Source organism: Citrobacter sp. RHBSTW-01013, from assembly GCF_013781985.1.
Lineage (GTDB): Bacteria > Pseudomonadota > Gammaproteobacteria > Enterobacterales > Enterobacteriaceae > Citrobacter > Citrobacter braakii.
This window is the reverse complement of the sequence record NZ_CP056185.1, coordinates 5,152,067-5,176,249: the sequence shown is the minus strand read 5'-3', so window position 1 is coordinate 5,176,249 and position 24,183 is coordinate 5,152,067. Positions and strand designations below refer to the sequence as shown.

At 52.8% G+C, this 24,183-nt stretch carries 17 protein-coding genes, 3 tRNA genes and 3 rRNA genes; 17 read left to right on the top strand and 6 right to left on the bottom strand.

Annotation, left to right across the window (positions count from 1 at the left end; translation table 11 throughout):
• Positions 1 to 3 precede the first annotated feature (3 nt).
• From rbsC to rbsR, 4 genes are all read left to right on the top strand, one after another.
• Entirely contained in the window at positions 4 to 969 is a 966-nt protein-coding gene (rbsC, locus tag HV350_RS24800) for a ribose ABC transporter permease (RefSeq protein WP_003023762.1), read from the top strand.
• A 24-nt stretch (positions 970 to 993) separates the two neighbouring features.
• Positions 994 to 1,884 (top strand): ribose ABC transporter substrate-binding protein RbsB, encoded by an 891-nt coding sequence (gene rbsB / locus HV350_RS24795; protein ID WP_016155091.1) that lies wholly within the window; start codon positions 994 to 996, stop codon positions 1,882 to 1,884.
• Between the two features lie 141 nt (positions 1,885 to 2,025).
• A complete protein-coding gene (rbsK, locus tag HV350_RS24790) occupies positions 2,026 to 2,955 on the top strand; it encodes a ribokinase (protein ID WP_047498819.1) in 930 nt (309 codons plus the stop codon).
• A gap of 3 nt (positions 2,956 to 2,958) precedes the next feature.
• Positions 2,959 to 3,951, top strand: a complete 993-nt coding sequence (gene rbsR / locus HV350_RS24785) for a ribose operon transcriptional repressor RbsR (RefSeq protein ID WP_181629523.1) — start codon at positions 2,959 to 2,961, stop codon at positions 3,949 to 3,951.
• Here the strand turns inward: rbsR and mdtD are convergent.
• Together mdtD and HV350_RS24775 are read right to left on the bottom strand one after the other, a co-directional pair.
• A complete protein-coding gene (gene mdtD / locus HV350_RS24780) occupies positions 3,917 to 5,344 on the bottom strand; it encodes a multidrug transporter subunit MdtD (RefSeq protein ID WP_046276279.1) in 1,428 nt (475 codons plus the stop codon). The genes rbsR and mdtD overlap by 35 nt on opposite strands.
• 1 nt (position 5,345) lies before the next feature.
• Entirely contained in the window at positions 5,346 to 6,050 is a 705-nt protein-coding gene (locus HV350_RS24775) for a FadR/GntR family transcriptional regulator (RefSeq protein ID WP_016157828.1), read from the bottom strand.
• Positions 6,051 to 6,504: 454 nt separating this feature from the next.
• On the opposite strand from HV350_RS24775, the gene HV350_RS24770 reads away from it, so the two are divergent.
• From HV350_RS24770 to HV350_RS24745, 6 genes are all read left to right on the top strand, one after another.
• Positions 6,505 to 8,046 (top strand): 16S ribosomal RNA (locus HV350_RS24770).
• A gap of 85 nt (positions 8,047 to 8,131) precedes the next feature.
• Positions 8,132 to 8,207 (top strand) — tRNA-Glu (locus tag HV350_RS24765).
• Between the two features lie 220 nt (positions 8,208 to 8,427).
• Positions 8,428 to 11,334, top strand: a 23S ribosomal RNA gene (locus tag HV350_RS24760).
• Positions 11,335 to 11,428: 94 nt separating this feature from the next.
• Positions 11,429 to 11,544: ribosomal RNA gene (gene rrf / locus HV350_RS24755) — 5S ribosomal RNA — on the top strand.
• Together the 16S, 23S and 5S rRNA genes with 3 tRNA genes alongside form the textbook arrangement of a ribosomal RNA operon.
• Before the next feature lie 55 nt (positions 11,545 to 11,599).
• A tRNA-Asp gene (locus tag HV350_RS24750) sits at positions 11,600 to 11,676 on the top strand.
• A 52-nt stretch (positions 11,677 to 11,728) separates the two neighbouring features.
• Positions 11,729 to 11,804 (top strand) — tRNA-Trp (locus HV350_RS24745).
• Positions 11,805 to 11,903: 99 nt separating this feature from the next.
• Here the strand turns inward: HV350_RS24745 and hdfR are convergent.
• A complete protein-coding gene (gene hdfR / locus HV350_RS24740; RefSeq protein WP_087121878.1) occupies positions 11,904 to 12,749 on the bottom strand; it encodes an HTH-type transcriptional regulator HdfR in 846 nt (281 codons plus the stop codon).
• 106 nt (positions 12,750 to 12,855) lie between these two features.
• Between hdfR and maoP the strand changes: the two genes are divergently transcribed.
• Positions 12,856 to 13,194 carry a macrodomain Ori organization protein MaoP gene (gene maoP, locus HV350_RS24735; RefSeq protein ID WP_003018025.1) on the top strand — a complete coding sequence of 113 codons (339 nt, stop codon included), beginning with the start codon at positions 12,856 to 12,858 and terminating at the stop codon, positions 13,192 to 13,194.
• Between the two features lie 25 nt (positions 13,195 to 13,219).
• Here the strand turns inward: maoP and HV350_RS24730 are convergent, their stop codons facing one another.
• Positions 13,220 to 14,740, bottom strand: coding sequence for a YifB family Mg chelatase-like AAA ATPase (locus HV350_RS24730; protein ID WP_137380384.1), 1,521 nt, complete (start codon positions 14,738 to 14,740; stop codon positions 13,220 to 13,222).
• Positions 14,741 to 15,093: 353 nt separating this feature from the next.
• Between HV350_RS24730 and ilvL the strand changes: the two genes are divergently transcribed.
• The 6 genes from ilvL to ilvA all read left to right on the top strand — a co-directional run bounded on the left by ilvL (position 15,094) and on the right by ilvA (position 21,742).
• Positions 15,094 to 15,192, top strand: coding sequence for an ilv operon leader peptide (gene ilvL, locus HV350_RS24725; RefSeq protein ID WP_001311244.1), 99 nt, complete (start codon positions 15,094 to 15,096; stop codon positions 15,190 to 15,192).
• A gap of 139 nt (positions 15,193 to 15,331) precedes the next feature.
• A complete protein-coding gene (gene ilvG, locus HV350_RS24720; protein ID WP_047499578.1) occupies positions 15,332 to 16,978 on the top strand; it encodes an acetolactate synthase 2 catalytic subunit in 1,647 nt (548 codons plus the stop codon).
• Entirely contained in the window at positions 16,975 to 17,238 is a 264-nt protein-coding gene (gene ilvM, locus HV350_RS24715; RefSeq protein WP_003018017.1) for an acetolactate synthase 2 small subunit, read from the top strand. The genes ilvG and ilvM overlap by 4 nt, the downstream gene beginning before the upstream one ends.
• Positions 17,239 to 17,255: 17 nt before the next feature.
• Positions 17,256 to 18,185 (top strand): branched-chain amino acid transaminase, encoded by a 930-nt coding sequence (locus HV350_RS24710; protein ID WP_003829030.1) that lies wholly within the window; start codon positions 17,256 to 17,258, stop codon positions 18,183 to 18,185.
• A gap of 156 nt (positions 18,186 to 18,341) precedes the next feature.
• A complete protein-coding gene (gene ilvD, locus HV350_RS24705; protein ID WP_101701046.1) occupies positions 18,342 to 20,192 on the top strand; it encodes a dihydroxy-acid dehydratase in 1,851 nt (616 codons plus the stop codon).
• Between the two features lie 5 nt (positions 20,193 to 20,197).
• Entirely contained in the window at positions 20,198 to 21,742 is a 1,545-nt protein-coding gene (gene ilvA / locus HV350_RS24700) for a threonine ammonia-lyase, biosynthetic (RefSeq protein ID WP_016157833.1), read from the top strand.
• A 63-nt stretch (positions 21,743 to 21,805) separates the two neighbouring features.
• Here the strand turns inward: ilvA and fabV are convergent, their stop codons facing one another.
• Both fabV and ilvY read right to left on the bottom strand, forming a co-directional pair.
• A complete protein-coding gene (gene fabV, locus HV350_RS24695; protein WP_049270475.1) occupies positions 21,806 to 22,999 on the bottom strand; it encodes an enoyl-ACP reductase FabV in 1,194 nt (397 codons plus the stop codon).
• A 175-nt stretch (positions 23,000 to 23,174) separates the two neighbouring features.
• Complete coding sequence (gene ilvY, locus HV350_RS24690; RefSeq protein WP_016155102.1) at positions 23,175 to 24,077, bottom strand: HTH-type transcriptional activator IlvY; 903 nt, start codon at positions 24,075 to 24,077, stop codon at positions 23,175 to 23,177.
• Positions 24,078 to 24,183 lie beyond the last annotated feature (106 nt).

The window sequence follows — 24,183 nt, the reverse complement described above, 5'->3', positions numbered from 1 at the left end:
AAGATGACTACCCAGGCTGTTTCTGGTCGCCGTTATTTCACTAAAGCATGGCTTCTGGAGCAAAAGTCGCTCATCGCTCTGTTAGTGCTGATCGCGATTGTTTCCACCATGAGCCCTAACTTTTTTACCGTTAATAACCTGTTCAACATCCTCCAGCAAACGTCGGTGAACGCCATCATGGCCGTTGGCATGACGCTGGTTATCCTGACGTCGGGGATCGATCTGTCTGTCGGTTCTTTGCTGGCGCTTACCGGTGCGGTTGCGGCTTCCATTGTAGGGATTGAAGTCAATGCGCTGGTGGCTGTCGCTGCGGCCCTGGCGCTCGGTGCTGCTATTGGCGCGGTAACCGGGGTGATTGTCGCGAAAGGCCGGGTACAGGCGTTTATCGCGACCCTGGTGATGATGCTGCTGCTGCGTGGTGTGACCATGGTATACACCAACGGCAGTCCGGTTAATACCGGGTTTACTGACAATGCCGATCTGTTTGGCTGGTTTGGTATTGGTCGTCCGTTAGGCGTCCCTACGCCTGTGTGGATTATGGGGATTGTCTTCCTCGCGGCGTGGTACATGCTGCACCACACTCGTCTGGGTCGTTATATCTATGCGCTGGGCGGTAACGAAGCGGCAACGCGCCTGTCCGGTATCAGCGTAAGTAAAATCAAAATTATCGTTTACTCCCTGTGTGGTCTGCTGGCATCGCTGGCGGGCATCATTGAAGTAGCGCGCCTCTCCTCTGCGCAACCGACGGCAGGTACTGGCTATGAGCTGGATGCTATCGCCGCGGTGGTGTTAGGTGGTACCAGCCTGGCGGGCGGTAAAGGACGTATTGTTGGGACGCTGATCGGCGCATTGATTCTTGGTTTCCTCAATAATGGTTTGAATTTGTTAGGTGTATCCTCCTATTACCAGATGATCGTCAAAGCGGTGGTGATTTTGCTGGCGGTACTGGTAGACAACAAAAAGCAGTAACAACGATTACAGGACATCTTAAATATGAACATGAAAAAACTGGCTACCCTGATTTCTGCTGTTGCGCTGAGCGCCACCGTGAGCGCGAATGCGATGGCGAAAGATACCATTGCGCTGGTGGTCTCCACCCTCAACAACCCGTTCTTTGTTTCTTTGAAGGATGGGGCGCAAAAAGAGGCCGATAAGCTGGGCTACAACCTGGTGATTCTGGACTCACAGAACAACCCGGCGAAAGAGCTGGCTAACGTTCAGGATTTAACGGTTCGTGGAACTAAAATTCTGCTGATTAACCCGACAGACTCCGATGCTGTTGGTAACGCTGTGAAGATGGCTAACCAGGCGAAAATTCCGGTCATCACCCTGGACCGCGTTGCGTCCAAAGGCGAAGTGGTAAGCCATATTGCATCTGATAACGTGCTGGGCGGCAAGATTGCGGGCGATTACATCGCGAAGAAAGCGGGTGAAGGCGCGAAAGTTATCGAACTGCAGGGTATTGCCGGTACTTCAGCGGCGCGTGAGCGTGGCGAAGGTTTCCAGCAGGCTGTTGCGGCACACAAATTTAACGTACTGGCCAGCCAGCCGGCCGACTTCGACCGCACCAAAGGTCTGAACGTCATGCAGAACCTGCTTACCGCGCATCCTGACGTGCAGGCCGTATTTGCCCAGAACGATGAAATGGCGTTGGGTGCGCTGCGCGCACTGCAAACTGCGGGTAAATCTGATGTGATGGTGGTTGGATTTGACGGTACTCCAGATGGCGAAAAAGCAGTAAATGATGGCAAACTGGCTGCGACCATTGCTCAGTTGCCGGATCAGATCGGCGCGAAAGGCGTTGAGACTGCGGATAAAGTCCTGAAAGGCGAGAAGGTTCAGGCTAAATATCCGGTTGACCTGAAGCTGGTCATCAAGCAGTAATACCGATTCAGGTCGCTCGCGGCCTGATGGAGACATAAAGACGCCATCCCCGTATCGGGTTTTGGGGATGAAAGCGTAAAAAGAAAAGCAGGGCACGCGCCACCCTAATCCGGTGGCGCACTTTGACTTGGAACACCAAATATGAAAACCGCAGGCAACCTCGTTGTTCTTGGCAGTATCAATGCCGATCACATCCTCAACCTTAACTCTTTCCCGACACCTGGTGAAACCGTAACCGGTAACCATTATCAGGTCGCATTTGGTGGTAAAGGCGCGAATCAGGCTGTTGCTGCGGGGCGTAGTGGCGCGAATATCGCATTTATTGCCTGTACGGGTGATGATGATATTGGCGAAAGTGTTCGTAAACAGTTAGCTAAAGATAATATCGATATTGCGCCGATTAGCGTAATTTCGGGGGAATCGACCGGTGTGGCGTTGATTTTTGTGAATGGTGAAGGTGAGAACGTCATCGGCATTCATGCTGGTGCGAACGCGGCACTTTCGCCTGCGCTGGTGGAAGCTCAGCATGAGCGTATTGCCCAGGCGTCCGCCTTACTGATGCAGTTAGAGTCGCCGATCGAAAGCGTACTGGCTGCGGCAAAGATTGCACATCAAAATAAGACTACGGTAGCCCTTAACCCGGCCCCGGCACGTGAACTTTCTGACGAACTGCTGGCGCTGGTGGATATTATTACCCCGAATGAAACCGAGGCTGAAAAGCTCACGGGGATCCGGGTTGAAAACGATGAAGACGCGGCCAAAGCTGCGCATGCATTGCACGCGAAGGGGATCCATACTGTACTGATTACCTTAGGCAGTCGCGGTGTGTGGGCCAGCGTAAATGGTGAAGGTCAGCGTGTGCCTGGGTTTAAAGTGGACGCCGTTGATACCATCGCCGCTGGGGATACCTTTAACGGCGCGTTAATTACAGCGTTACTGGAAGAGACTCCGCTGCCTGAAGCGATCCGATTTGCACATGCTGCTGCGGCGATTGCGGTCACCCGTAAGGGCGCACAGCCTTCCGTTCCATGGCGCGAAGAAATAGAAGCGTTTTTAAGTCAACAGAGGTAACGCTTGGCTACAATGAAGGACGTCGCCCGCCTGGCGGGGGTTTCCACGTCGACGGTTTCTCACGTCATTAATAAAGATCGCTTTGTCAGTGAGTCTGTCACTGACAAAGTTGAAGCGGCGATTAAAGAGCTTAACTACGCGCCCTCAGCGCTGGCGCGTAGTCTCAAGTTAAACCAGACCCACACTATTGGCATGTTAATCACTGCCAGTACTAATCCCTTTTATTCTGAGCTGGTGCGCGGCGTTGAACGTAGTTGTTTTGAACGCGGTTACAGCCTGGTGCTGTGCAATACCGAAGGTGATGAACAGCGCATGAACCGTAATCTGGAAACGTTAATGCAAAAACGGGTGGACGGCTTGCTGCTGCTCTGCACGGAAACACATCAACCTTCCAGGGAGATCATGCAACGCTATCCTTCTATACCGACCGTCATGATGGACTGGTCGCCTTTTGATGGTGAAAGCGATCTGATCCAGGATAACTCCCTGTTGGGCGGGGATTTAGCCACTCAACATCTTATCGAAAAAGGTTATACGCGCATTGCCTGCATCACCGGGCCGCTGGATAAAACTCCGGCGCGTTTACGTCTGGAAGGATATCGGGCGGCAATGAAGCGGGCGGGGTTGCCGGTCCCGGAAGGTTACGAGATTACCGGTGACTTTGAGTTCGGCGGCGGCTTTGAAGCTATGCAAACGTTGCTGTCGCATAAACAGCGACCGCAGGCCGTTTTTACCGGGAATGATGCCATGGCGGTTGGCGCGTATCAGGCTCTGTACCAATCGGGATTGCGCATTCCGCAGGATATGGCGGTGGTGGGTTATGATGATATCGAGCTGGCGCGCTATATGACGCCGCCGCTGACGACCATCCATCAACCAAAAGATGAACTGGGCGAACTAGCCATCGATGTATTAATCCACCGGATGGCGCAGCCCGCATTACAGCAACAGCGCCTGCAACTTACTCCTGTTTTGATGGAGCGGGGGTCGGTTTAGGATTATGTCGCTCTTTAATCAGATTACGTCCATCTTTTGCTTTTAGCAGCATGAACATCAGCGCAGACACTACCGTGATAGCGCCCATCGTCATAAAGGTGTAGTGGAACTGCTCGACCGTATTGGTACCTTCCATACCTTCATAGATACGCAGAACGGCAGCGCTGATGGCGACCCCTAAACTGATTGATAACTGCTGAGTAACGGCCAGCACACTGTTGCCGCTGCTGGCGTTTTCATCGGTCAGGTCTGCCAGAGTGATGGTATTCATGGAGGTAAACTGGGTGGACATCGCCATACCCAAAATGAACAACGGCAGGATCAACATCCAGACCGGCATGGCGGGAGATTGCAATGCGAACTGCGCAATCATCAGGCCGATAAATACCGTAACACCCACCAGTGTGGTTCTGTAGCCGAGCCGGCGCAGCACCTGCGTCACCATTGATTTCGCCAGTATTGATCCCAGCGCCGTTGGCGCCATCATGCAACCGGCTATCAGCGCCGGGTATCCAAAGCCTACCTGCAACATCAGCGGCATTAAGAAGGGCACGCACCCTGTACCCAGACGAGTGGCAAGGTTTCCGGCGATCCCGACGGAAAAAGTTCGGGTCTTAAATATAGGAAGCGATATAAGCGGCGTTGGGTGACGACGCGCGTGGCGAATGTAGGCGAGCAGTAACAGAATGCTGGCAAGAATAATGCTGAGCGCTATCCAGGTCTCGACAAGCTTCTCACCGAACAGCTCTACCCCGCTGGAAAACAACACCAGGCTCAAACCAAACAGAAAGAAACCGGTCATATCAAAACCGCGGCGCGGCGTGGTGAAGTTCGGCATATATTTGCGGGCATAGAAGATACCGGCAACCCCAATTGGAATATTAATCAGGAAGATCCAGTGCCAACTGGCCCACGTGACCAGTACACCGCCCAATACCGGACCTAAAATCGGCCCCACAAGTCCAGGCATGGTTACGAAGTTAAGCACGGGAAGCAGTTCGCTGCGGGGGTAAGCACGTAATAATGCCAGACGGGCAACGGGCATCATCATGGCGCCGCCAATGCCCTGAATGACGCGGAAAATCACCAGTTCGCTTAGGGAGCTGGACAGCGCACAGGCCAGCGAACCCAGCGTAAACAGGCTAACAGCTATCATAAAGACGCGCCGGGTACCGAACCTGTCTGCCAGCCATCCACTCACCGGGATCAGCATCGCGACCGTCAGGGTGTAGCTGATAATGGCCGACTGCATGGCGAGCGGAGAGCGGTTAAGGCTGTGTGCTATTGCGGGTAAGGCGGTATTGAGGATCGTGGCGTCTAGTGCCTGCATAAAAAAGGCCATGGCTGCTATCCACGGTAGCCCGGCCATACTGCGTGATTTCTTTTCTGACATATTATTTATCCGGTAGCACGTTCGGTGCTATCAGCAATGCCTGACAGGCAGCGAAGGCGCGATCGCCATCGCTCTCATCTATTGCGTCGACAATGGCCTGGTGTAAATCCAGCTTGACCACGTCGTTATAGGTAATAGAGGTAAAGTAGGTCTGGTAAACGGAATGGAAGAGTGACGCGAAGGAGATAAGGAACGGGTTCGCACTCATTTCATAGATGTGTTCATGCCAGGCGATATCAACCTCAATCCAACGCTCGCGTCTGAAGTTTCTTTTCAGCTCGACCATTTCTTCCATCAGCGTGTTGAGATGCGCTTTCTGTTCTGCCGTACCTATAGTCGCCGCCAGTAAACACGCCTGAGGCTCCAGGCTGATACGCATCACCAGAAAATGTTTAATGACCTGAGAGAAATTATCTTCTGTCATCCACCAGGTGAGCAGCTCCTGGTCGAGGAAGTTCCAGTTTGCCTGCGGCATGACGCGTGTACCAATACGCGGGCGCGGTAATACCATACCTTTTGCCGTTAACGTCTTTACCGCTTCTCTTACCGCGGTACGACTCACGCCAAACTGATCGCCCAGCTCTATTTCGCCAGGCAATATAGCGCCCGGTGCGTATTCACCTTTTAATATTCGCTGAGCCAGCTTTTCGGCCAGAACGTAGGACAGGTTTTTCTGTGCGGCTAGCTGTTGGGCATTTAACGGCATGAATGGTTTTCCTTACTTTATTTCCTATTCATTAGTATGCCACCTGGAAGTGTTATTGCGGCTGCAAAAACGGCAATTTGCTTATTTTATGGCATGTTAATGGTGGTTTTGCTGAAAAAACACGCACTCGGAAAGTTATTTTAAATTTCCCCTTGTCAGCCTGAAATAACTCCCTATAATGCGCCTCCACTGACACGGAACAACGGATTACAAACCGCCGGGTCAGCGGAGAAAAGCGAAAATAAACGCTTGACTCTCCAGCGGGATGGCGTAATATGCACACCCCGCGCCGCTGAGAAAAAGCGAAGCGGCACTGCTCTTTAACAATTTATCAGACAATCTGTGTGGGCACTCGAAGATACGGATTCTTAACGTCGCAAGACGAAAAATGAATACCAAGTCTCTGAGTGAACACGTAATTCATTACGAAGTTTAATTCACGAGCATCAAACTTAAATTGAAGAGTTTGATCATGGCTCAGATTGAACGCTGGCGGCAGGCCTAACACATGCAAGTCGAACGGTAGCACAGAGGAGCTTGCTCCTTGGGTGACGAGTGGCGGACGGGTGAGTAATGTCTGGGAAACTGCCCGATGGAGGGGGATAACTACTGGAAACGGTAGCTAATACCGCATAACGTCGCAAGACCAAAGAGGGGGACCTTCGGGCCTCTTGCCATCGGATGTGCCCAGATGGGATTAGCTAGTAGGTGGGGTAACGGCTCACCTAGGCGACGATCCCTAGCTGGTCTGAGAGGATGACCAGCCACACTGGAACTGAGACACGGTCCAGACTCCTACGGGAGGCAGCAGTGGGGAATATTGCACAATGGGCGCAAGCCTGATGCAGCCATGCCGCGTGTATGAAGAAGGCCTTCGGGTTGTAAAGTACTTTCAGCGAGGAGGAAGGTGTTGTGGTTAATAACCGCAGCAATTGACGTTACTCGCAGAAGAAGCACCGGCTAACTCCGTGCCAGCAGCCGCGGTAATACGGAGGGTGCAAGCGTTAATCGGAATTACTGGGCGTAAAGCGCACGCAGGCGGTCTGTCAAGTCGGATGTGAAATCCCCGGGCTCAACCTGGGAACTGCATCCGAAACTGGCAGGCTAGAGTCTTGTAGAGGGGGGTAGAATTCCAGGTGTAGCGGTGAAATGCGTAGAGATCTGGAGGAATACCGGTGGCGAAGGCGGCCCCCTGGACAAAGACTGACGCTCAGGTGCGAAAGCGTGGGGAGCAAACAGGATTAGATACCCTGGTAGTCCACGCCGTAAACGATGTCGACTTGGAGGTTGTGCCCTTGAGGCGTGGCTTCCGGAGCTAACGCGTTAAGTCGACCGCCTGGGGAGTACGGCCGCAAGGTTAAAACTCAAATGAATTGACGGGGGCCCGCACAAGCGGTGGAGCATGTGGTTTAATTCGATGCAACGCGAAGAACCTTACCTACTCTTGACATCCAGAGAACTTAGCAGAGATGCTTTGGTGCCTTCGGGAACTCTGAGACAGGTGCTGCATGGCTGTCGTCAGCTCGTGTTGTGAAATGTTGGGTTAAGTCCCGCAACGAGCGCAACCCTTATCCTTTGTTGCCAGCGGTTCGGCCGGGAACTCAAAGGAGACTGCCAGTGATAAACTGGAGGAAGGTGGGGATGACGTCAAGTCATCATGGCCCTTACGAGTAGGGCTACACACGTGCTACAATGGCATATACAAAGAGAAGCGACCTCGCGAGAGCAAGCGGACCTCATAAAGTATGTCGTAGTCCGGATTGGAGTCTGCAACTCGACTCCATGAAGTCGGAATCGCTAGTAATCGTGGATCAGAATGCCACGGTGAATACGTTCCCGGGCCTTGTACACACCGCCCGTCACACCATGGGAGTGGGTTGCAAAAGAAGTAGGTAGCTTAACCTTCGGGAGGGCGCTTACCACTTTGTGATTCATGACTGGGGTGAAGTCGTAACAAGGTAACCGTAGGGGAACCTGCGGTTGGATCACCTCCTTACCTTAAAGAACCGACCTTTGTAGTGCTCACACAGATTGTCTGATGAAAAGTAAATAGCAAGGCGTCTTGCGATTGAGACTTCAGTGTCCCCTTCGTCTAGAGGCCCAGGACACCGCCCTTTCACGGCGGTAACAGGGGTTCGAATCCCCTAGGGGACGCCACTTGCTGGTATGTGTGAGTGAAAGTCGCCGACCGAAGTATCTCAAAACAGACTTTCGAGTCTCGTTTGAGATATTTGCTCTTTAAAAATCTGGATCAAGCTGAAAATTGAAACGACACACTGTTTCATTTCTCCGTAAACAAGAAATGAAAAGCGGTGTGTTCGAGTCTCTCAAATTTTCGCAACACTGAAGTGTTTTACGAAACATCTTCGGGTTGTGAGGTTAAGCGACTAAGCGTACACGGTGGATGCCCTGGCAGTCAGAGGCGATGAAGGACGTGCTAATCTGCGATAAGCGTCGGTAAGGTGATATGAACCGTTATAACCGGCGATTTCCGAATGGGGAAACCCAGTGTGATTCGTCACACTATCATTACGTGAATACATAGCGTAATGAAGCGAACCGGGGGAACTGAAACATCTAAGTACCCCGAGGAAAAGAAATCAACCGAGATTCCCCCAGTAGCGGCGAGCGAACGGGGAGCAGCCCAGAGTCTGAATCAGCATGTGTGGTAGTGGAACGGTCTGGAAAGTCCGGCGATACAGGGTGACAGCCCCGTACACAAAAGTGCATGTGTTGTGAACTCGAAGAGTAGGGCGGGACACGTGGTATCCTGTCTGAATATGGGGGGACCATCCTCCAAGGCTAAATACTCCTGACTGACCGATAGTGAACCAGTACCGTGAGGGAAAGGCGAAAAGAACCCCGGCGAGGGGAGTGAAAAAGAACCTGAAACCGTGTACGTACAAGCAGTGGGAGCCTCTTTATGGGGTGACTGCGTACCTTTTGTATAATGGGTCAGCGACTTATATTCTGTAGCAAGGTTAACCGAATAGGGGAGCCGAAGGGAAACCGAGTCTTAACTGGGCGTTAAGTTGCAGGGTATAGACCCGAAACCCGGTGATCTAGCCATGGGCAGGTTGAAGGTTGGGTAACACTAACTGGAGGACCGAACCGACTAATGTTGAAAAATTAGCGGATGACTTGTGGCTGGGGGTGAAAGGCCAATCAAACCGGGAGATAGCTGGTTCTCCCCGAAAGCTATTTAGGTAGCGCCTCGTGAATTCATCTTCGGGGGTAGAGCACTGTTTCGGCTAGGGGGTCATCCCGACTTACCAACCCGATGCAAACTGCGAATACCGAAGAATGTTATCACGGGAGACACACGGCGGGTGCTAACGTCCGTCGTGAAGAGGGAAACAACCCAGACCGCCAGCTAAGGTCCCAAAGTCATGGTTAAGTGGGAAACGATGTGGGAAGGCACAGACAGCCAGGATGTTGGCTTAGAAGCAGCCATCATTTAAAGAAAGCGTAATAGCTCACTGGTCGAGTCGGCCTGCGCGGAAGATGTAACGGGGCTAAACCATGCACCGAAGCTGCGGCAGCGACACTATGTGTTGTTGGGTAGGGGAGCGTTCTGTAAGCCGTTGAAGGTGTGCTGTGAGGCATGCTGGAGGTATCAGAAGTGCGAATGCTGACATAAGTAACGATAATGCGGGTGAAAAACCCGCACGCCGGAAGACCAAGGGTTCCTGTCCAACGTTAATCGGGGCAGGGTGAGTCGACCCCTAAGGCGAGGCCGAAAGGCGTAGTCGATGGGAAACAGGTTAATATTCCTGTACTTGGTGTTACTGCGAGGGGGGGACGGAGAAGGCTATGTTAGCCGGGCGACGGTTGTCCCGGTTTAAGCATGTAGGCGGAGATTCCAGGTAAATCCGGAGTCTTGTTAACGCTGAGGTGTGATGACGAGGCACTACGGTGCTGAAGTAACAAATGCCCTGCTTCCAGGAAAAGCCTCTAAGCATCAGGTAACACGAAATCGTACCCCAAACCGACACAGGTGGTCAGGTAGAGAATACCAAGGCGCTTGAGAGAACTCGGGTGAAGGAACTAGGCAAAATGGTGCCGTAACTTCGGGAGAAGGCACGCTGATATGTAGGTGAAGTGATTTACTCATGGAGCTGAAATCAGTCGAAGATACCAGCTGGCTGCAACTGTTTATTAAAAACACAGCACTGTGCAAACACGAAAGTGGACGTATACGGTGTGACGCCTGCCCGGTGCCGGAAGGTTAATTGATGGGGTTATCCGTAAGGAGAAGCTCTTGATCGAAGCCCCGGTAAACGGCGGCCGTAACTATAACGGTCCTAAGGTAGCGAAATTCCTTGTCGGGTAAGTTCCGACCTGCACGAATGGCGTAATGATGGCCAGGCTGTCTCCACCCGAGACTCAGTGAAATTGAACTCGCTGTGAAGATGCAGTGTACCCGCGGCAAGACGGAAAGACCCCGTGAACCTTTACTATAGCTTGACACTGAACACTGGTCCTTGATGTGTAGGATAGGTGGGAGGCTTTGAAGTGTGGACGCCAGTCTGCATGGAGCCAACCTTGAAATACCACCCTTTAATGGCTGGTGTTCTAACGTAGACCCGTAATCCGGGTTGCGGACAGTGTCTGGTGGGTAGTTTGACTGGGGCGGTCTCCTCCTAAAGAGTAACGGAGGAGCACGAAGGTTAGCTAATCCTGGTCGGACATCAGGAGGTTAGTGCAAAGGCATAAGCTAGCTTGACTGCGAGAGTGACGGCTCGAGCAGGTGCGAAAGCAGGTCTTAGTGATCCGGTGGTTCTGAATGGAAGGGCCATCGCTCAACGGATAAAAGGTACTCCGGGGATAACAGGCTGATACCGCCCAAGAGTTCATATCGACGGCGGTGTTTGGCACCTCGATGTCGGCTCATCACATCCTGGGGCTGAAGTAGGTCCCAAGGGTATGGCTGTTCGCCATTTAAAGTGGTACGCGAGCTGGGTTTAGAACGTCGTGAGACAGTTCGGTCCCTATCTGCCGTGGGCGCTGGAGAATTGAGGGGGGCTGCTCCTAGTACGAGAGGACCGGAGTGGACGCATCACTGGTGTTCGGGTTGTCATGCCAATGGCATTGCCCGGTAGCTAAATGCGGAAGAGATAAGTGCTGAAAGCATCTAAGCACGAAACTTGCCCCGAGATGAGTTCTCCCTGACCCTTTAAGGGTCCTGAAGGAACGTTGAAGACGACGACGTTGATAGGTCGGGTGTGTAAGCGTAGCGATACGTTGAGCTAACCGATACTAATGAACCGTGAGGCTTAACCTTACAACGCCGAAGATGTTTTGGCGAAGAGACACGATATTCAGCTTGATTACAGATTACATCGACATGCGAAAAGCGTGTTGATAAACAGAATTTGCCTGGCGGCTGTAGCGCGGTGGTCCCACCTGACCCCATGCCGAACTCAGAAGTGAAACGCCGTAGCGCCGATGGTAGTGTGGGGTCTCCCCATGCGAGAGTAGGGAACTGCCAGGCATCAAATTGCAGTAAACCGGGATGAATAATCCGGGTAGTGACAAAGAAATTCGGTGGAGCGGTAGTTCAGTTGGTTAGAATACCTGCCTGTCACGCAGGGGGTCGCGGGTTCGAGTCCCGTCCGTTCCGCCACTTATTAGAAAATTAAGCCTGCTACCAAGCAGGCTTAATGATAAGAAAATTTAGGGGCGTAGCTCAGTTGGTAGAGCACCGGTCTCCAAAACCGGGTGTCGCGAGTTCGAGTCTCTCCGCCCCTGCCAGAAACAATCCTTAGCATTTTTGCTAAGGATTTTTTTTACCTGCAATTTGAATTATGCCTTCCTGCTGTTTTACTCCCGGCATCCTTGCCTATATTTTCTTTAATTTTCCAGAATATCTGTTCTCAGCAGATCGCAAATTAGTCCATTTTTATCGCTGTTTTGCAGCCAAACTGCATATAAAGGACGTGAAAGCGTTGTACTGTCGGTAACCGTATGGAGATCGCTTTTGGTTTTGGCCCAGTTGACGGGAAGCCAGCTAAAGCCCTTAATCACTGAAAGTTGCTGCCTGGCCAATTCTGCCGAACTGGTGGTGAGTACCGGCACTTCATCTCCCGCTATTAGTCCCGCTTCGTGTTGTTGAAAATCGGGTCCCCATTCCAGGCGTAAATAATTCAGCTCATCTTTGGTTTGCGAAGGAGAGCTGCAATAGAGCGCCAGCGTGAAATATCCCAACAGTTGGCTGCTAAATTCGTCCATTTTGGGTGTTTCGGTAGTAATCAGTAGATCAAGCTGTCGTTCATGAAGCTGTTTTACTAACGATTGGCGTTGAGCGATCCTCGCTTCAAACTGCAGGCTGGATTGTGGCTCCTGAGATTGATACAAACGCTTCAACCAGTCATTAAGCATGCACTCCCAGAGAGATGCGCTGGCACCGATAGAAAACTCGTTATGCCGCGAGGTATTCGCGACTTCCTTACGTGCTGCCTGCCACGTATTCATCAACGTTTCGGCGTAAGGCAATAATTTTTCACCTGCAGCGGTTAAACGGATATTGTTTCTGTGTCGGGTGAACAGGTTTACACCCAATTGATTTTCCAGTTGTCTGATCCGGAAACTAACCGCTGATTGGGTCAGGTAGAGCGCTTCAGCAGCCCTGCCAAAGTGGCGTGTCCGGCTAACTTCCAGGAAAGTTTTTAACAATTCCGTATCCACAACTCGCTCCATAAAATTATTTGTCGTTATGATTTAAATCTTTTGTTTGACGCTCTGTCAAGCGTAACTAATACTCCGCGCCATAAATAGCTCGGCCAAAGAATTAGGAGCGTGCAGGATGGCGGAAAGCTTTACGACGACTAATCGATATTTCGATAATAAATATTATCCCCGCGGATTCTCCCGTCATGGTGATTTCACCATTAAAGAAGCACAACTGCTTGAGCGTCACGGTTATGCTTTCAACGAGCTGGATCTGGGCAAGCGTGAGCCGGTAACTGAAGAAGAAAAACTGTTTGTTGCGGTATGCCGTGGTGAACGTGAGCCGGTTACCGAAGCTGAACGTGTGTGGTCTAAATACATGACGCGTATTAAGCGTCCAAAACGTTTCCACACCTTATCGGGTGGGAAACCTCAGGTGGAAGGCGCAGAAGACTACACCGAATCTGATGATTAATAAAAAAAGGGCGAAAGCCCTTTTTTTATGTCAGTAATTTCTGCAGATGAATGAGTAACCTGTCTATCGCTCGGTACCCAACGGCCTCCTGTAAATGCTGGCGAGAGATGTGATCACATTGTTCGATATCCGCAATCGTTCGAGCGACCTTAATCAGGCGCAGCCAGGCGCGGATAGACAATCCGAGATGCGCGAGCGTTTCTTCAAGCCACTGTGCATCGTCGCTACGCAGTAGGCAGTATTTATGGATATCCTGACTGTCCAGATGTGCGTTTAACTTATTTTGCCGCTGATACTGACGCTCTCGCGCTGCCATAACACGTTGCTTCACCGTTGCGCTATTTTCCCCTTTCATCGCGTTCTGGCTGAGTATACCGGGCGGCGGTAAGGGAATTTCGAGGGAGAGGTCGAAGCGGTCAAGAAATGGACCTGACAATCGATTTAGGTAGCGCAGCGTCTGTTCTGGGGTACAGCGGTTATGGTTCCCCTGATAATGGCCCGTCGGGCTTGGATTCATCGCAGCTATGAGTTGAAAGCGTGCGGGATAGGTTATTTTTGCTCTGGTGCGGGATAGATGGATCTGCCCGGACTCGATGGGTTCGCGCAGTGCATCCAGCGTGCGCCGCTCAAACTCGGGTAGTTCATCCAGAAACAGTATGCCGTTGTGCGCCAAAGAGATCTCTCCTGGCGCAGGAATAGAGCCTCCACCGACCATGGCGGTTAATGAAGCACTGTGATGTGGCGAGCGAAAAGGGCGCTGCTTCCACTGTTTTTGTATCGTGTCGGAATGGATCAGACTGAGTATCGCGGCACTTTCCAGCGCTTCATCGTTGCTAAGTGGAGGGAGTAGCCCTCTGAGTCGACTGGCTAGCATAGTCTTTCCCGTACCCGGCGGGCCGATGAGCAAGAGATTGTGGCCGCCTGCTGCGGTAAGCTCCAGCCCGCGTTTACCCTGTTCCTGGCCGATAACATCGCTCAGATCATCAGCTAATGCGTTAGGCGTAAAATCTGCGGATGATGGCCTGTCTAAATCATGCTTACCTTCGAGAAATGCGCATACGGTCTGCAGGTGATCGGCGATCAGGCACCCTTCGCCGTGTATCAGTCCAACTTCAGCGGCATTCTCTTTTGCGACAATAATTCGCCTGCCTGCACGAATGGCCTCGGTTGCGCTTGATATCGCGCCGGGAACGCCGCGTAGCGCGCCTGTAAGCGCTAATTCACCTACCAGCTCGTAGGTGTCGAGATTGTTGGGTGTAAGCTGCTCAGAAGCGGCCAGAAGCGCAACAGCGATAGGTAAATCATATCGCCCCCCTTCTTTCGGGAGATCGGCCGGAGCGAGGTTTATAGTTATCTTCTTTGCCGGGAATTCATAACCGCTATTAATAATCGCACTGCGTACCCGATCGCGAGCCTCTTTCACCGTCGTTTCGGGCAGCCCCACCATGGTTAAACCAGGCAGGCCGTTGCTGATATGTACCTCGATGGTAATGGCTGGCGCATTCACGCCTAGCGCGGCGCGTGTGTGAACAATCGATAGTGACATAATTCCTCCTGATAAAAGTATTATGTCGCAATACATCGCGGCAAGATTTCACATAATTACGGTTTTTAGATGCTGATTCCCGTATTTTTGCGCAACGTATAATTGCTTGCATTAAGCCTGGAATGACGCCCGCAAATGCTTTTGAATGGTGTTTGTATTGGGGATCGGGTTACCGAGGATCGCCTGAAGCGTGAAATATTTTCATTTTTGATTTTTTTGTATAAAAAACAACGGTATTTATCTAAACCGTTAACGACGTCAGAAAAACGAATAAAAAAATATCTTGTGTCATTTGCAAATTCTATGGTAACTCTTTAGGTATTCCTTCGAACAAGATGCAAGAAAATACAAAAATGACAGCCCTTCTACGAGTGATTAGCCTGGTCGTGATTAGCGTGGTGGTGATTATTATCCCACCGTGCGGGGCTGCACTTGGACGAGGAAAGGCTTAGAAAACAAGCCTTAACGAACTAAGACCCCCGCACCGAAAGGTCCGGGGGTTTTTTTTGACCTTAAAAACATACACGAGGAGCAGAAAGTGAACGGTAGCATAAAATTCTGTTCCTCAAGATTTACGGCGGGGATGTAACTATGAATGGGGCACAGTGGGTGGTACATGCGTTGCGTGCACAAGGGGTTCAAACCGTCTTTGGTTATCCTGGTGGCGCAATTATGCCGGTTTACGATGCGTTGTATGACGGCGGCGTAGAGCACCTGTTGTGCCGACACGAGCAGGGTGCGGCAATGGCGGCGATTGGCTATGCCCGTGCGACCGGTAAAACCGGCGTTTGTATCGCTACCTCCGGCCCTGGCGCAACCAACCTGATCACGGGCCTTGCCGATGCGCTGTTAGATTCTGTTCCAGTGGTGGCGATCACCGGTCAGGTGGCATCACCTTTCATCGGAACGGATGCGTTCCAGGAAGTGGACGTGCTGGGGATGTCTCTGTCCTGCACCAAACACAGCTTCCTGGTACAGTCACTCGAAGAACTGCCGCGTATCATGGCTGAGGCTTTCGCCGTGGCGAATTCCGGTCGTCCGGGTCCAGTTCTGGTTGATATCCCGAAAGACATTCAATTAGCCAGCGGTACGCTGGAGCCATATTTTACGACCGTCGAAAACGTAGAGACGTTTCCGCACGCTGACGTTGAGCAGGCACGTAATATGCTGGCGCAGGCACAAAAACCCATCCTGTACGTAGGTGGTGGCGTAGGTATGGCGCAGGCGGTCCCGGCCCTGCGTGAATTTATCGCGGTAACCCAAATGCCGGTCGCCTGCACGCTGAAAGGTCTGGGCGCAGTAGATGCTGACTACCCGTACTATTTGGGCATGTTGGGAATGCACGGTACTAAAGCCGCGAATTTCGCGGTGCAAGAGTGCGATTTACTGATTGCGGTTGGCGCACGTTTTGATGACCGGGTGACTGGCAAGCTGAATACCTTTGCACCGAACGCCAGCGTAATCCACATGGATATCGACCCAGCGGAAATGAACAAACTGCGCCAGGCACACGTGGCGCTGCAGGGGGATTTAAATTCTCTTCTGCCAGCATTACAGCAATTGATGAAGATTGACGAATGGCGTCAGCACAGCGCTGAACTGCGCGCAGAACATACCTGGCGCTACGACCATCCGGGGGAAGCTATCTATGCGCCACTGTTGTTAAAGCAGTTATCCGATCGCAAACCTGCGGATAGCGTAGTGACAACGGATGTTGGCCAGCATCAGATGTGGTCGGCACAGCATATGACCTACACTCGCCCTGAAAACTTCATCACGTCGAGCGGTCTGGGGACGATGGGCTTTGGCCTGCCAGCAGCGGTTGGCGCGCAGGTTGCTCGCCCGAATGATACGGTAATCTGTATCTCCGGTGACGGTTCCTTCATGATGAATGTACAGGAATTGGGCACCGTAAAACGCAAGCAGTTGCCGCTGAAGATAGTTTTACTCGACAACCAGCGGTTAGGCATGGTGCGACAATGGCAGCAGCTGTTTTTCCAGGAACGTTATAGCGAAACCACCCTTACCGATAACCCCGATTTCCTCATGTTGGCCAGAGCCTTCGGCATTCCTGGTCAACACATCACCCGTAAAGACCAGGTTGAAGCGGCACTCGACACCATGCTGAATAGCGAGGGGCCATACTTGCTTCATGTCTCAATCGACGAACTTGAGAATGTCTGGCCTCTGGTGCCACCTGGCGCCAGTAACTCAGAAATGCTGGAGAAATTATCATGATGCAACATCAGGTCGCCGTTGAGGCTCGTTTCAATCCGGAAACGTTAGAACGTGTTTTACGCGTGGTACGCCATCGTGGTTTTCAGGTGTGCTCCATGAATATGGAAGCCGCCAGCGATGCGCAGAATATAAATATCGAATTGACCGTTGCCAGCCCCCGGTCGGTCGACTTACTGTTTAGTCAGTTAAGTAAACTGGTAGATGTTGCACATGTTGCTATCTGCCAGAGCACAACCACATCACAACAAATCCGCGCCTGAGCGCAAAAGGAAGAAAAATGACGACGAAAAAAGCTGATTACATTTGGTCTAATGGCGAGATGATTCGTTGGGAAGACGCGAAGGTCCACGTGATGTCCCACGCGCTGCACTACGGTACTTCTGTATTTGAAGGGATCCGTTGCTACGATTCTCACAAAGGGCCGGTAGTGTTCCGTCATCGCGAACATATGCAGCGTCTGCGTGATTCAGCCAAGATCTATCGTTTTCCCGTTTCTCAGAGCGTTGATGAGCTGATGGAAGCTTGCCGTGAGGTGATTCGTAAAAACAACCTGACCAGCGCCTATATCCGTCCGCTGGTGTTTGTTGGCGACGTAGGGATGGGCGTTAACCCGCCTGCGGGATATACCACTGATGTGATAATCGCCGCGTTCCCATGGGGGGCTTACCTCGGTGCTGAAGCGCTGGAGCAGGGGATCGACGCGATGGTTTCTTCCTGGAACCGCGTTGCGCCGAACACGATTCCTACCGCTGCTAAAGCAGGTGGTAACTATCTGTCTTCGCTGCTGGTGGGTAGTGAAGCGCGTCGTCATGGCTACCAGGAAGGCATTGCGCTGGATGTGAATGGCTACATCTCCGAAGGCGCGGGCGAAAACCTGTTTGAAGTAAAAGACGGCATTCTGTTTACCCCGCCGTTTACCTCTTCCGCGCTGCCGGGTATCACCCGTGACGCGATCATTAAGCTGGCGAAAGATCTCGATATCGAAGTGCGTGAGCAGGTGCTGTCTCGTGAATCGCTGTACCTGGCCGACGAAGTGTTCATGTCCGGTACCGCGGCCGAAATCACCCCAGTACGTAGCGTCGATGGTATTCAGGTGGGCGAAGGCCGCTGCGGTCCGGTCACCAAACGCATCCAGCAGGCTTTCTTTGGCCTCTTCACCGGTGAAACGGAAGATAAATACGGCTGGTTGGATTCAGTAAATCAATAACAAAATTAATATTACCCCAAAATAGTTCACGTTGCAGGAAGACGGCAACGCAGCGAGCCCCAGGAGCTTACTTTAGTAGGTGACTGGGGGGAGCGAGGCAGCCCTCAGTTGCGGCGTGAAATATGCAGGGGAAAGACAGACGGGAGTTAATCAAGCATGCCTAAGTATCGTTCTGCTACCACCACCCACGGCCGCAATATGGCGGGTGCCCGCGCACTGTGGCGCGCCACCGGGATGACCGATGATGACTTCGGTAAACCGATTATCGCTGTGGTGAACTCCTTTACCCAGTTTGTGCCGGGCCACGTCCACCTGCGCGATCTCGGTAAGCTGGTTGCCGAACAAATCGAAGCCTCAGGCGGTGTGGCGAAAGAGTTCAACACCATTGCCGTGGATGATGGTATCGCCATGGGTCATGGCGGCATGCTTTATTCACTGCCGTCGCGTGAGCTGATCGCCGATTCAGTGGAATATATGGTTAACGCCCACTGCGCCGATGCGATGGTCTGCATCTCTAACTGCGATAAAATCACCCCCGGGATGTTAATGGCCTCTCTGCGGCTGAATATTCCGGTGATCTTTGTTTCCGGCGGCCCAATGGAAGCCGGGAAAACCAAGCTCTCTGACCAAATCATCAAGCTTGATCTGGTTGATGCGATGATTCAGGGCGCAGACCCGAAAGTCTCCGACTCGCAGAGCGAGCAGGTTGAACGTTCGGCCTGTCCGACCTGCGGCTCGTGCTCCGGGATGTTCACCGCCAACTCGATGAACTGCCTGACCGAAGCGTTGGGTCTGTCGCAGCCGGGTAACGGTTCGCTGTTGGCGACTCACGCCGACCGTAAAGAGCTGTTCCTCAACGCAGGTAAACGCATAGTCGAGCTGACCAAACGCTACTACGAGCAGGATGACGCTTCAGCCCTGCCGCGCAACATTGCCAACAAGGCGGCGTTTGAGAACGCCATGACGCTGGATATTGCGATGGGCGGTTCCACCAACACCGTTCTGCACCTGCTGGCGGCCGCGCAGGAAGCGGAAATCGACTTCACCATGAGTGATATTGATAAGTTGTCCCGCAAAGTCCCGCAGCTGTGTAAAGTTGCGCCGAGTACGCAGAAATACCATATGGAAGACGTGCACCGCGCGGGCGGCGTACTGGGCATTTTAGGCGAGCTGGATCGCGCCGGTCTACTGAACCGCGACGTGAAAAACGTGCTGGGACTGACTCTGCCTCAAACGCTCGATAGTTATGACGTTATGCTGACCAAAGACGACGCGGTGAAAAAAATGTTCCGCGCAGGTCCGGCTGGCATCCGTACCACACAGGCGTTCTCGCAGGATTGTCGTTGGGACACCCTGGATGATGACCGCGCAGAAGGTTGCATTCGCTCGTTGGAACATGCTTACAGCAAAGACGGCGGCCTGGCAGTCCTGTACGGTAACTTCGCGGAAAACGGCTGTATCGTAAAAACCGCTGGTGTGGATGACAGCATCCTGAAATTCACCGGCCCGGCAAAAGTGTATGAAAGCCAGGACGATGCGGTTGAAGCTATCCTCGGCGGTAAAGTGGTTGCCGGCGACGTGGTGGTGATTCGCTACGAAGGGCCGAAGGGCGGGCCAGGCATGCAGGAAATGCTCTACCCAACCACCTTCCTGAAATCGATGGGTCTCGGTAAGGCCTGCGCGCTGATTACCGACGGTCGTTTCTCTGGCGGTACTTCGGGGCTTTCCATTGGTCACGTTTCTCCTGAAGCGGCCAGCGGCGGTAATATCGCAATTATCGAAGATGGCGACATGATTGCTATCGATATCCCGAATCGTGGCATTCAACTGCAACTGAGCGATGCGGAAATCGCTGCGCGCCGTGAAGCGCAAGAAGCTCGTGGTGACAAAGCCTGGACGCCAAAAGATCGTCAGCGTCAGGTCTCCTTTGCGCTGCGCGCTTACGCCAGCCTGGCAACCAGCGCCGACAAAGGTGCGGTGCGCGATAAGTCGAAACTAGGGGGATAATGACCATGGCGGATTCTCAACCCCTCTCCGGCGCTCCAGAAGGCGCCGAGTATCTCAGAGCAGTGCTGCGTGCGCCGGTATACGAAGCGGCGCAGGTCACACCGCTACAAAAAATGGAAAAACTCTCTTCGCGCCTCGATAACGTGATTCTGGTGAAGCGCGAAGACCGTCAACCCGTTCACAGCTTCAAGCTGCGCGGTGCCTATGCCATGATGGCCGGTCTGACCGAAGAGCAAAAAGCGCATGGGGTAATCACCGCATCGGCAGGTAATCATGCTCAGGGCGTAGCTTTCTCTTCTGCGCGATTAGGTGTGAAGGCGCTGATTGTCATGCCTACGGCTACCGCTGATATCAAAGTCGATGCCGTTCGCGGTTTCGGTGGTGAAGTACTGTTACACGGCGCGAATTTTGATGAAGCCAAAGCCAAAGCGATTGAGCTGTCGCAGCAGCAGGGTTTTACCTGGGTTCCTCCGTTCGACCATCCGATGGTGATTGCCGGGCAGGGCACACTGGCACTGGAGTTATTGCAGCAGGATGCCCACCTTGATCGTGTATTCGTGCCGGTGGGCGGTGGCGGATTAGCGGCAGGCGTGGCGGTGCTGATCAAACAACTGATGCCGCAGATCAAAGTGATTGCCGTTGAAGCTGAAGACTCAGCCTGCCTGAAAGCGGCGCTGGATGCCGGTCAACCGGTCGATCTTCCACGTGTTGGCCTCTTTGCTGAAGGCGTGGCGGTGAAACGTATCGGCGACGAAACCTTCCGTTTGTGCCAGGAGTATCTCGACGACATCATCACTGTCGATAGCGACGCTATCTGCGCGGCAATGAAAGATCTGTTCGAGGATGTGCGCGCGGTGGCGGAACCTTCCGGTGCGCTGGCGCTGGCGGGGATGAAAAAGTACATTGCCCAGCACAACATTCGCGGCGAACGTCTGGCGCATATCCTTTCCGGCGCTAACGTTAACTTCCATGGCCTACGTTATGTTTCCGAACGTTGCGAGCTGGGCGAACAGCGCGAAGCGTTGCTGGCAGTAACTATTCCGGAAGAAAAGGGCAGCTTCCTGAAGTTTTGCCAGCTGTTGGGAGGACGCTCGGTTACCGAGTTTAACTACCGATTTGCTGATGCGAAAGACGCCTGTATTTTTGTTGGCGTCCGTCTGAGCCGTGGGCTGGAAGAGCGTAAGGAAATCCTCCAGTTGCTTAACGAGGGCGGCTACAGCGTGGTGGATTTGTCCGACGACGAAATGGCGAAGCTGCACGTGCGCTACATGGTCGGTGGGCGCCCGTCGAAACCCTTGCAGGAGCGGCTGTACAGCTTCGAATTCCCGGAATCTCCGGGGGCGTTGCTCAAATTCCTGCATACCCTGGGGACGCACTGGAATATTTCGTTGTTCCACTATCGTAGTCACGGAACCGATTATGGTCGCGTACTGGCGGCGTTTGAGTTGGGTGAGCACGAACCTGATTTCGAAACGCGACTGAACGAACTGGGTTATGACTGTCATGATGAAACGCATAACCCGGCGTTCAGGTTCTTCCTGGCGGGTTAGCGGCAGCCATTAAAAAAGGGTTCATGTAAAGACATGAACCCTTTTTGCAACTGTATCAGCAGATTACAGCGTGATGACTTCGAATTCGACTTCGGTGTTTACATCCGCATCGTAATCCACTTCGTCGAGACCAAAACCGAACAGATTCAGGAATTCCTGCTTATATCCTGCATAGTCCGTTTTTTGCGCCAGGTTTTCGGTGGTGATCAGCGGCCACAGATCGCGGCATGCCTGCTGAATGTCTTCACGCAGTTCCCAGTCATCCATACGGATACGCTGGTTGTCATCAAGCACCACTTTATCGCCGTACAGGCTGGTGGTCATCAGACGGTTGATCTGCTCGATGCAGCCTTCATGAATGCCTTGTTCTTTCATCAGCTTGAAGACCATGGAGATGTACAGCGGCATCACCGGAATAGCAGAAGAAGCCTGCGTGATAACGGATTTCAGTACAGCAACGTTAGCGGAACCGTTCAGCGGAGCCAGTTGATTACGCAGCGCGCCTGCCGCGCGGTCGAGATCTTCTTTTGCTTTGCCCAGCGCGCCGTGCCAGTAGATTGGCCAGGTCAGGTCGGTACCGATGTAGGAGTAGGCAACGGTTTTCACGCCGTCAGCCAGCACGCCTGCTTCGCTCAGCGCGCCCATCCACAGTTCCCAGTCTTCGCCGCCCATAACGGTGACGGTGTTCTGAACTTCTTCTTCGGTTGCCGGCTCAATGCTGGCGGTTATGATCTGATCTTTGTTGGTATCGATCGCTTTAGAGGTATAAACCTCACCGATTGGCTTCAGCGCAGAACGGACGATTTCACCGGTTTTCGGCATTTTACGTACCGGAGATGCCAGTGAGTAAACCACCAGGTCAATCTGACCCAGGTCTTCTTTGATCAGTTTGATAACTTCGTCGCGACACTCGTCGGAGAACGCGTCGCCGTTGATGCTTTTGGAATACAGACCTTCACGTTTTGCGGCCTCATCGAAGGCTGCAGAGTTATACCAGCCCGCGGAACCTGGCTTGGTTTCCGTGCCTGGTTTTTCGAAAAATACGCCGATAGTGGCGGCTCCGCTGCCAAACGCGGCGGAAATTCTGGAAGCAAGGCCGTAACCGGTGGAAGCACCGATGACCAGCACGCGGGAAGGGCCGTTAGCGATTTTCCCGTTTTTCTTCACATAATCGATCTGTTTTTCCACATTGACTTTGCAGCCAGTCGGATGGGTCGTTGTACAGATGAATCCACGAATTTTTGGTTTGATTATCATAATGATGGCTAATTAAGTTTGTATTTTCGCTGTCAAGTGCGCAATGACACCGTCTGTTCTGGCTTGCTAAACGTGATGGTTAACAAGCCCCCCACATCTATTATGGCACGGGACATTATACAGAAAAGGAGTGCCAATACTGAATCTACCACTGATTTTAGGCCTGACGCTGGCGCTACTCGGCGGATTTACGCTCCAGAACAATCTTCCAGAACGCGTCTATGAGCGGCTCATGCAGCCGTTTTTTCGGCGCGCAGACGCCCAGCTCGAACGGCGTTTTTTCGTCGCTGCGTTCTAAAATCATCACGCGATTCCGTACCGGCTCCGGGCTGTTTTCCAGCACCACTTCCGGCAGCAGAGCCACGCCGCAACCCAGCGCCACCATCGAGACCATCGCTTCGTGCCCCCCGACCGTGGCGTAAATCGATGGGTTGCTGATTTTGTGACGGCGGAACCACAGTTCGATGCGGCGGCGTACCGGCCCCTGGTCGGCCATGATAAACGGCACCGTCGACCAGTCTGGTTTATCGACCGAAACCTGATTCCGTACCGGGCAAGGCAATGCTGGTGCGATCAACACTACCGTTAAATTCTCCAGCATCGAGAATGCCACAGCACCGGGCAGCGTCTCTGGCTTACCCGCTATTGCCAGATCGGCCTCTCCGGTGACCACTTTGTCCATCGCATCAGCGGCATCGCCGGTGGTGAGCTTAATTTCAACCGAGGGGTGCTCGGCGCGAAAGCGGTCGAGAATTGGCGGCAGGTGGCTGTAGGCGGCGGTAACCGAGCAGAAGATATGCAGCTCGCCCGACAGCGACGGTCCCTGTTGATCGAGGGTGTGGCGCAATTGTTGATACTGCAACAGCGTCTGCTGGGCAAACACTCGCAGCTCTTCGCCTGCTTCGGTCAGCGTGACCGTACGGTTATCGCGCACAAACAGCGCCTGGCCGAGATCTTCTTCCAGCCGTTGGATCTGGCGTGAGAGTGTGGAGGGGCTGACGTGCATCGCCCGCGCACTGCGGCCAAAGTGGCGGCTTTCCGCCAGATGCAGGAACATTTTCAGATCGCGTAAATCCACGGACGAGCCTCCGATTTTCTACGTTGCAGATATTGCAATGTGATGTTGTGAATATATCAATTTCCGCAATAAATTTCCTGTTGTAATGTGGGTTCATTCTCGCTGA

Excerpts from the sequence above, each read along its gene's own strand:
- rbsB (WP_016155091.1), top strand. The coding sequence starts at position 994 with ATGAACATGAAAAAACTGGCTACCCTGATTTCTGCTGTTGCGCTGAGC.
- ilvD (WP_101701046.1), top strand. The coding sequence starts at position 18,342 with ATGCCTAAGTATCGTTCTGCTACCACCACCCACGGCCGCAATATGGCG.
- HV350_RS24775 (WP_016157828.1), bottom strand. The coding sequence starts at position 6,050 with ATGCCGTTAAATGCCCAACAGCTAGCCGCACAGAAAAACCTGTCCTAC.
- ilvM (WP_003018017.1), top strand. The coding sequence starts at position 16,975 with ATGATGCAACATCAGGTCGCCGTTGAGGCTCGTTTCAATCCGGAAACG.
- rbsK (WP_047498819.1), top strand. The coding sequence starts at position 2,026 with ATGAAAACCGCAGGCAACCTCGTTGTTCTTGGCAGTATCAATGCCGAT.
- hdfR (WP_087121878.1), bottom strand. The coding sequence starts at position 12,749 with ATGGAGCGAGTTGTGGATACGGAATTGTTAAAAACTTTCCTGGAAGTT.
- ilvL (WP_001311244.1), top strand. The coding sequence starts at position 15,094 with ATGACAGCCCTTCTACGAGTGATTAGCCTGGTCGTGATTAGCGTGGTG.
- fabV (WP_049270475.1), bottom strand. The coding sequence starts at position 22,999 with ATGATAATCAAACCAAAAATTCGTGGATTCATCTGTACAACGACCCAT.
- rbsC (WP_003023762.1), top strand. The coding sequence starts at position 4 with ATGACTACCCAGGCTGTTTCTGGTCGCCGTTATTTCACTAAAGCATGG.
- HV350_RS24710 (WP_003829030.1), top strand. The coding sequence starts at position 17,256 with ATGACGACGAAAAAAGCTGATTACATTTGGTCTAATGGCGAGATGATT.
- HV350_RS24730 (WP_137380384.1), bottom strand. The coding sequence starts at position 14,740 with ATGTCACTATCGATTGTTCACACACGCGCCGCGCTAGGCGTGAATGCG.
- mdtD (WP_046276279.1), bottom strand. The coding sequence starts at position 5,344 with ATGTCAGAAAAGAAATCACGCAGTATGGCCGGGCTACCGTGGATAGCA.
- maoP (WP_003018025.1), top strand. The coding sequence starts at position 12,856 with ATGGCGGAAAGCTTTACGACGACTAATCGATATTTCGATAATAAATAT.
- ilvA (WP_016157833.1), top strand. The coding sequence starts at position 20,198 with ATGGCGGATTCTCAACCCCTCTCCGGCGCTCCAGAAGGCGCCGAGTAT.
- ilvG (WP_047499578.1), top strand. The coding sequence starts at position 15,332 with ATGAATGGGGCACAGTGGGTGGTACATGCGTTGCGTGCACAAGGGGTT.